Raw genomic sequence first — 7,251 nt, 5'->3', positions numbered from 1 at the left:
TTTTTGCCCTCACCTCAACATTCAGGCTTGCCGGCGGTAAAGCGTCGCGCCGGGTTCACCGCCGCATCGAACTCGCGCAGCGCCTTGGCGCCGATCAGCAACGGGTAGTTGAAGCTGCTGCGGTCGGTCAGGTTGACCTCCACGGTGCGCTTCACATTGCCCAGGCACAGCTCCAGGTCCACCACCGGGCGCTTGGCGGGGTCGGGCGCCTCGCCCTCCTCGTCCTCATCGGCACGGCTCTTGATCTTGCTGATACGCGCGACCTTGTGTTCATACATCTTGCCATCGGCATCCTTGGTCGCCAGGCGAAAACGTACCCAGTCCTCACCGTCACGCTTGAAGCGCTCGATGTCCTTGGCCGACAGCGAGGCGGTCAACGCTCCAGTGTCCATCTTGGCCTTCAGGGTCTGGCCGATCTCGGGCAAGCCAATGTACTCGTAACGGCCATACAGGGTCGGCTCGGCGGCCATCACCGGCAAGGCCAACAGGGAAAGCAGTGCTAATACAGGTTTCACCGGTTCGGCTTCCTTGAAAAAAGACAGTGTTTAGACTGGCGAAGCAGCATAGGTTCGCCGCAACAGGGTATTCAACACAATGTGAAACATTTGTCGGGCCCACGCCGGCGCGAAGGTTTGGCCTCAGCCAAAAGCCTGCTTATCATGACCAGCCGCCTACCTGGAAATCAGAGCTTTCTTATGCGCCGCCTGCTGACCGGCAGTCTTGTGACTCTGCTGTTACTGCTCAATACCCTGGTGCTGATCGGCCCGCTGCTGGCCTTCGCCCTGCTCAAGCTGGTGCTGCCCGGCCGTTACCGTGACCTGGCTTCGCGGGCGGTGATGTGGTTCGCCGAAACCTGGGCCGAGGTCGACAAGCTGATCTTCGCCCTGTGCATTCCCACCCGCTGGGTGGTGCACGGCGCCGCCGAACTGCGCCTGGACACCTCCTACCTGATGGTCAGCAACCATCAGAGCTGGGTCGACATTCCGGCGCTGATCCAGGTGTTCAACCGACGCATTCCATTCTTCAAGTTCTTCCTGAAAAAGGAACTGATCTGGGTACCCCTGCTGGGCCTGGCCTGGTGGGCGCTGGACTACCCGTTCATGAAGCGCTACAGCAAGGCATTCCTCGACCGGCACCCGGAGTTCAAGGGCCAGGACCTGGCCATCACCAGGGCGGCCTGCGAGCTGTTCAAGCGCCAGCCGGTAACGGTGGTCAACTACCTTGAGGGCACGCGCTTCACCCAGGCCAAGCGCGCCGCCCAGGGCTCACCCTTCAGACACCTGCTCAAACCCAAGGCCGGTGGTGTGGCATTTGTGCTGGCGGCGCTGGGTGAACAGCTCGACGCCCTGCTCGACGTGACCATCGTGTACCCCGGCGACACGGCGCCAGGCTTCTGGGACCTGGTCAGTGGCGCGGTACCCGAGGTGATCGTCGATATTCGCGTGCGCGAACTGGACCCGGCCCTGTGGCAGGGCGACTACGAGAACGACCCCGTGTTTCGCCAGCACGTGCAGGGCTGGGTCAACCAGCTGTGGCACGACAAGGACACGCGCATCGAGCAGTTGCGCGCACTCAGTCGATGATCGCATGCGGCACGAAGCGGCTGCTGTCCTTGGTGATCCGCGAGTGGTCTTCGCGAATGCCGATGCCCGCCGGCTGATCGCCGACCATCCAGCTGCCGATCACCGTGTGGCTGCCGGCAAACTGCGGCAAGGCATGGAACTGCTGGATCACGTTGGGGCCACCGCCATACGGGCCGTCCTCTTTCACCTGCTGGCCGTCATGGGTATGGATCTCGACATTGGCGCCCTCGCGGGAGAAAAACGGCTTGCGCACCCAGCCCTTGGCCACGGCACGCTCGGGTGAGGTGTCCATGAAGGCTGGCAGCAGGTTCGGGTGCCCATGGTGCTGCTCCCACAGCAACGCCAGCATGCCCTTGTTCGACAGCACCGCCTTCCACGGCGGCTCGACGAACAGCGTGCCGCTGCCGGCGATGGCCGGGCCGAAACGGTCGTGGAACAGGTCTTCCCACGGGTACAGCTTGAACAGGCTGGGGATCGGTGCGCCGCTGGGGTCGATAAAGCGCCCCGCCGGGCTCAGGCCGATGTCCTCGACGTCCACCAGGCGGGTGTCGAGCCCGGCCGCGGTGGCGATGTCACGCAGGTATTCCACGGTGCCGCGGTCTTCCAGCGAGGCTTTGACCGAGGCGAAGTAGAACGGCGTGGCGAAGGTGTTGGCGGTGAACACCTGGCCGAGTTTTTCCTCGAGGCTGTTGAACTGGTCGGCGCCGGCGGGCAGCACACCGCGCCGAATCTGCTGCTCCAGCCACAGGTACTGGAAAAAGCCCGCCTCGTACAGCGAAGTGGGCGTGTCGTAGTTGGCCTCCAGCAGTTTGGCCGGGCCCCGCCCGTCGTAGCTCAGGTCCATGCGCCCATAGAAGTGCGGATGCCCGTCGCGCCACGAACGGCGGACCAGGTCGCGGTAGTCACGCGGGATGGCCAGGCGCTCAAGCAACTCCTCGCTGTCCACCACCCGCTCCACCAGCTCCATGCACAGCTCGTGCAACTGGCGGGTTGGTTCCTCCAGCTCGTCCTCGACCTGACGCAGGCTGAACTGGTAGTACGCCGACTCGTCCCAGTAGGGCTCGTCGCCAAAGGTGTGGAAGGTGAAGCCGTAGCGCTCGGCGGTGGCTTTCCAGTCGCCGCGCGGGCGGCATGCAACGCGTTTCATCGCGCCTCCTCAGGAACCGAAGCCAAAGCCGCCACGGCCCGGCACATGGGCAGCGAAACCGGAATGGCTGCCCACCGTCCAGGGCCGCGCCGAGGCCATGAAGCGGGCGGGCAGGACCTGGGCATGTGCGTCGCCGCTGGCGTTGAAGCGCGACGAGGGGGCATGGTCCTCGACCAGGCCGGCGTACTGGTTGCCACTGTTGACCTGGTCGGTGAGGGAGCTGGCCTTGAAGCCATCGCGCCCTTCACGCTCGTGGTAGATGGCTTCAGACAGGTAGCGCGGCTCGACATTGACGTAGTCGTAACGGCCACCACCGCCGTACTGACCGCCGCCGCCCGAATGGGTGTACCCGTCGTCGTAGACCTGGCGCTCAGTGGTCAGTGCAAAGCCTTCCATACGCGGCACATGGAACGTGGCGCCCTGCACAGGTTCGCACTGCTCGAAACTGCCCAGGCAATCTTCCAGGCGCACGAAGCGGGGCGCGTTGGCGTCGTGGTGATCCTTGGCCACGCTCCAGGCGCCATGGCACACCGGCAGTGGCACACCCGTCATGGCACAGGCGTCGACACTCGGGTAGCGCTTGACCTCGCTGACCACACTGGTAGCGCTGCGCTCGCTGTCACAGGCGGCCAGGGCCAGCGGCAGGCTGCCCAGGGCAATCAGCCGGATGCTTTTGCTGCGTTTCATGGCAGCACACGCAACAGGGCGTCAACCGGCAGCAACATCTCAAGAGCATCCATGAACATCGGGTTCGCACTTCCTTGCATGAGCGGGTCGGGACATATACCACACTGCCCCGCCCGCACAAAACGCCGGATTACACAGACGGTATCGCAGGGCTGCCCCAGATACCGCCCAGGTTCTGCAACAGCGAACCGGCCACGCCCTGCTGGCCAAGGTACTGCAGGATCAGCGGGGCGAACTGGGCGATCATGCCGGTGTTCATGCCCAGCGCGCTGAAGGCGTTGTTCAGGTCATCGGTGTCCTTGACGTTCCCCAGTGCATTGCTCAGGGCCGATGAGTTGCCGCTCTTGCCGAGCAGTTCGCCCAGGCCGCTGAGGCCGCCCAGGGCGTTGTCGCCCGAGAGCAGGTCCAGGCCCGGCACAGCCTTGCTCAGTTGCGAATAGTCGCTGCCGCTGAGTTGGTGCCTGGCCAGGCCCAACAGGGCGCCGGTGCCGCCGATGGCTTGTTCGGGGGTGACCTTCAGTTCGCTGCCCAGGGTGTTGAGCAGGTTGGCCGAGGGGGCCGGCGCCTGTACTGCAGCATCCTGCTGTGGGTTGCCTTGCATGGCAGAGACGGCGTTGGCGGCATCGTTGAGATTGAAGGCCAGGGCCGAGGTGGTGGCGAGTGCCAGCAGGGAGAGCAGGGCAAAGCGTTTCATCGGGTAAACCTCGTCAGTGAACGGGTTTTCGACTCATATAGCCCCAGTTTGTTCCAGCCGCCGATCAGTGCGGCACTGGCATTTCTGTCAGTTTCGCAGCCGACGCAAACGCGCCAAGCTGAACGCTCCCCAAACGTACAGGGAGTTACCTACATGCACATCAAGATTGCGACAGGAATCGTGTTGCTCACCGGGCTGCTGGGCAATGCTTACGCGGCTACTTGCCCGACGGTGGCGAGTATCGAGCAGACCCCGCTCTCGACGGGCTTCGAGTATTCCGCCGACGGGGGCTGGAAAGGTAGCAATGAAGAGGGTTTGGAAAATGACCTGAAGAGCTTCAAGTTCACAGCAGCTGCCATTCGGAAGAATTATGTCAGTTGCTCGTATGAAGGCGAGGGTCCGTTTGCCGGGGTTCGGCTGAGCCGCCAGATAGAAGCCAAAGCGAACGACAGCGGGTCATGGAGAGACAACATCTGCTTGCAATCCAACCCGGCCGAATGTGCATTCGATTGAGCCTCGATTGACGCTGTAACGCAACGATCGCAGCTCAAACCGAAGCGACCTGGCGGGCTCCCACAGGTACACCACTTGCCTCAAGAACAGTGGTGTACCTGTGGGAGCTGGCTTGCCAGCGAATGGGCCGCAAAGCGGCCCTTGGTTTACGCCCTACGGCAAGGCGTAGGCAATCACATAGTCACCGCGATCCGGCGACTGGCGGGCGCCACCGGCGCTGATCAGGATGTACTGCTTGCCGGTCTTGGGCGACACATAGGTCATCGGACCCGACTGGCTGCCCACGGGCAGGCGAGCCTTCCAGATCTCGTTGCCGTTGCCCGAGTCGAACGCACGCAGGTAGAAGTCCTGAGTGCCGGCGAAGAACAGCAGGCCCGACTGGGTCGACAGCGAAGCCCCCAGGGTCGGCATGCCGATCGGAATCGGCAGGTGCATGCGGATACCCAGGGGACCGGTATCCTGCACGGTACCCACCGGCACCTGCCACACCAGCTTCTTGGTCTTCAGGTCGATCGCCGACATCGTGCCGAACGGTGGCTTCTGGCACGGAATGCCGGCTGCCGAGAGGAAGCGCTGGCGCATCGCGCCATACGGCGTGCCTTCCTGCGGTACCACGCCCATTTCAATGCCGCTGGCATTCTTGGGAATCTTCTCGCGCGGGATCATGTAGTTGGCCAGGCCCAGGCGCATGTCGTTGACGAACATGTAGTGGCTGGTCGGGTCGACCGACACGCTCCCCCAGTTCATCCCACCCAGCGAGCCCGGGAACTGCAGCGACGGGTCCAGGCCCGGCGGGGTGTACACACCCTCGTGGCGCATGCCCTTGAACGAGATGCGGCACAGCAGCTGGTCGAACGGGGTCGCGCCCCACATGTCCGACTCTTTCAGGGTCTGGTTGCCGATCGAAGGCATCTCCACCGAGAACGGCTGGGTCGGCGAATAACGCTCGCCTGGCACGTTGCCCTGAGGCACCGGCTTTTCCTCGACCTTGGCAATCGGCACGCCGGTTTCGCGGTTGACCACGAAGATCTCGCCCTGCTTGGTCACCTGGGCCAGCGCCGGTTGCACGCCACCCTTGTCATCCGGCAGGTCATACAGCAGCGGCTGGGCCGGCAGGTCGAAGTCCCACAGATCGTGGTGGGTGGTCTGGAAGTGCCAGCGCACCTGGCCAGTCTTCACGTCCAGCGCCACGATCGAGGAGCTGTACTTGTCGTCGAGCTCGGTACGGGTGCCGGCAAAGAAGTCCGGGGTGGCGTTGCCGGTCGGCAGGTACACCAGGCCCAGCTTGGCGTCATACGACATCGCCGACCACACGTTGGGCGTGCCACGGGTATAGGTCTGGCCTTCGGGCGGACGCTTGGTGATGTTCGGGTTGCCCGGATCCCAGGCCCACGCCAACTCGCCCGTGCGCACGTCATAGGCACGCACCACGCCCGGCGGTTCGCCGGTGGAGAAGTTGTCGGCCACGCGGCCACCGACGATCACCACCTCACCGGCCACCAGCGGGGTGGAGGTCTGCTGGTAGTAACCCGGCTTGATTTCGCCCATGTCGACGCTCAGGTCGACCACGCCGTTGTTGCCGAAGTCGGCACACGGCTCGCCGGTTTCGGCGTCGAGCGCAATCAGGCGTGCATCGCCGGTGGGCAGGAACAGGCGCTTGGCGCAGGCCTGCGGGCCAGCAGCGGCGGCTGCCGGAACCTCGGCGTAACCCAGGCCACGGCAACGCTGCCAGTTCGGCGCGCTGCCCTTGGGGTCGAACATCCAGCGCTGCTTGCCGGTGTCCACGTCCAGGGCGAATACCTTGCCGTAGGCGGTGCACGAATACAGCGTGTCACCGATCTGCAGCGGGGTGTTCTGGTCTTCGGCGCCAGCGCCGGTGCTCTGCGGAAGGTCGCCGGTGCGGAAGGTCCAGGCCACCTGCAGCTTGTCGACGTTGCCCTTGTTGATCTGGTCCAGCGCGGCAAAGCGGTTGCCAGCGGTGGTGTTGCCCCAGTGCGCCCAGTCCTTCTGCTCGGTGCCCGGCTTGACCGGCTGCACCGCCGGCACACTGCTGGCAGTGACCACGTGGGTCGGCACGAACATGTAGCCCAGGGTGGCGGCGACGCCCACGGCAAGCACTGCGGCCACGCCGAAGGCGCCACGCCCGGCCGGCTGGCCGGCGGCGCGTTGCAGGCTCGGGAACACCAGCGCGATGACCAGGCCGATCACGGCAAAGGTCAGCACCCGCGAGACCAGCGGCCAGAAATCCAGGCCCGCGTCCCACACCGCCCAGATCGCGGTCAGCACCAGCGCCACCGCGTACAGCCACGCGCCCACCGGCTTGCGCCGTGCAATCAGCACGCCGCTGGCCAGCATCGCCAGGCCCATCAGAAGGAAATACCCGCTACCGCCCAGGGTGCTCAGGTAAGCACCGCCCCCGGCCAGTACCAGGCCGATCAGGGCGATCAGGATGCCCAGACCGCCCAGCAGCCACTTTGCGGTGCCTGGGGCACCCGCCTGTTCGTTCATGTGATGTACCGTCCTAAACGTAGTGAAAAGCCACCGTCAACAGTTAGCCGGCCCACTCCCGAGCATAGCCGGCGAATTTAGGTAGCTTGCTTGTTAACCAGTTAGTACGTTTAAGGGTA

7 protein-coding genes are annotated in these 7,251 nt (G+C 64.3%); 2 read left to right on the top strand and 5 right to left on the bottom strand.

Annotated features, from left to right (window positions below; translation table 11 throughout):
* Positions 1–14: 14 nt before the first annotated feature.
* A complete protein-coding gene (gene rloA2, locus KUO17_RS17835; RefSeq protein WP_217976852.1) occupies positions 15–515 on the bottom strand; it encodes a retropepsin-like aspartic peptidase RloA2 in 501 nt (166 codons plus the stop codon).
* Positions 516–695: 180 nt separating this feature from the next.
* Between rloA2 and KUO17_RS17830 the strand changes: the two genes are divergently transcribed.
* On the top strand, positions 696–1,583 hold the full coding sequence (locus tag KUO17_RS17830; RefSeq protein ID WP_217976851.1) for an acyltransferase: 888 nt from the start codon (positions 696–698) through the stop codon (positions 1,581–1,583).
* On the opposite strand, the gene KUO17_RS17825 is transcribed toward KUO17_RS17830, so the two are convergent.
* The 3 genes from KUO17_RS17825 to KUO17_RS17815 all read right to left on the bottom strand — a co-directional run bounded on the left by KUO17_RS17825 (position 1,573) and on the right by KUO17_RS17815 (position 4,111).
* On the bottom strand, positions 1,573–2,730 hold the full coding sequence (locus KUO17_RS17825; RefSeq protein WP_217976850.1) for a glutathionylspermidine synthase family protein: 1,158 nt from the start codon (positions 2,728–2,730) through the stop codon (positions 1,573–1,575). The genes KUO17_RS17830 and KUO17_RS17825 overlap by 11 nt on opposite strands.
* Before the next feature lie 9 nt (positions 2,731–2,739).
* Positions 2,740–3,417, bottom strand: coding sequence for a DUF1190 domain-containing protein (locus tag KUO17_RS17820; RefSeq protein ID WP_217976849.1), 678 nt, complete (start codon positions 3,415–3,417; stop codon positions 2,740–2,742).
* A gap of 130 nt (positions 3,418–3,547) precedes the next feature.
* Positions 3,548–4,111 (bottom strand): DUF2780 domain-containing protein, encoded by a 564-nt coding sequence (locus KUO17_RS17815; protein WP_217976848.1) that lies wholly within the window; start codon positions 4,109–4,111, stop codon positions 3,548–3,550.
* A 153-nt stretch (positions 4,112–4,264) separates the two neighbouring features.
* On the opposite strand from KUO17_RS17815, the gene KUO17_RS17810 reads away from it, so the two are divergent.
* Complete coding sequence (locus KUO17_RS17810; protein ID WP_217976847.1) at positions 4,265–4,624, top strand: DUF3757 domain-containing protein; 360 nt, start codon at positions 4,265–4,267, stop codon at positions 4,622–4,624.
* A 153-nt stretch (positions 4,625–4,777) separates the two neighbouring features.
* Here the strand turns inward: KUO17_RS17810 and KUO17_RS17805 are convergent, their stop codons facing one another.
* Positions 4,778–7,132, bottom strand: coding sequence for a glucose/quinate/shikimate family membrane-bound PQQ-dependent dehydrogenase (locus KUO17_RS17805; RefSeq protein ID WP_217976846.1), 2,355 nt, complete (start codon positions 7,130–7,132; stop codon positions 4,778–4,780).
* Between the last annotated feature and the right edge of the window lie 119 nt (positions 7,133–7,251).

Origin of the sequence: Pseudomonas aegrilactucae, assembly GCF_019168305.1 — a bacterium.
GTDB lineage: Bacteria > Pseudomonadota > Gammaproteobacteria > Pseudomonadales > Pseudomonadaceae > Aquipseudomonas > Aquipseudomonas aegrilactucae.
The sequence above is the reverse complement of the archived record's forward strand: the minus strand, read 5'-3'. Positions and strand labels throughout refer to the sequence as shown.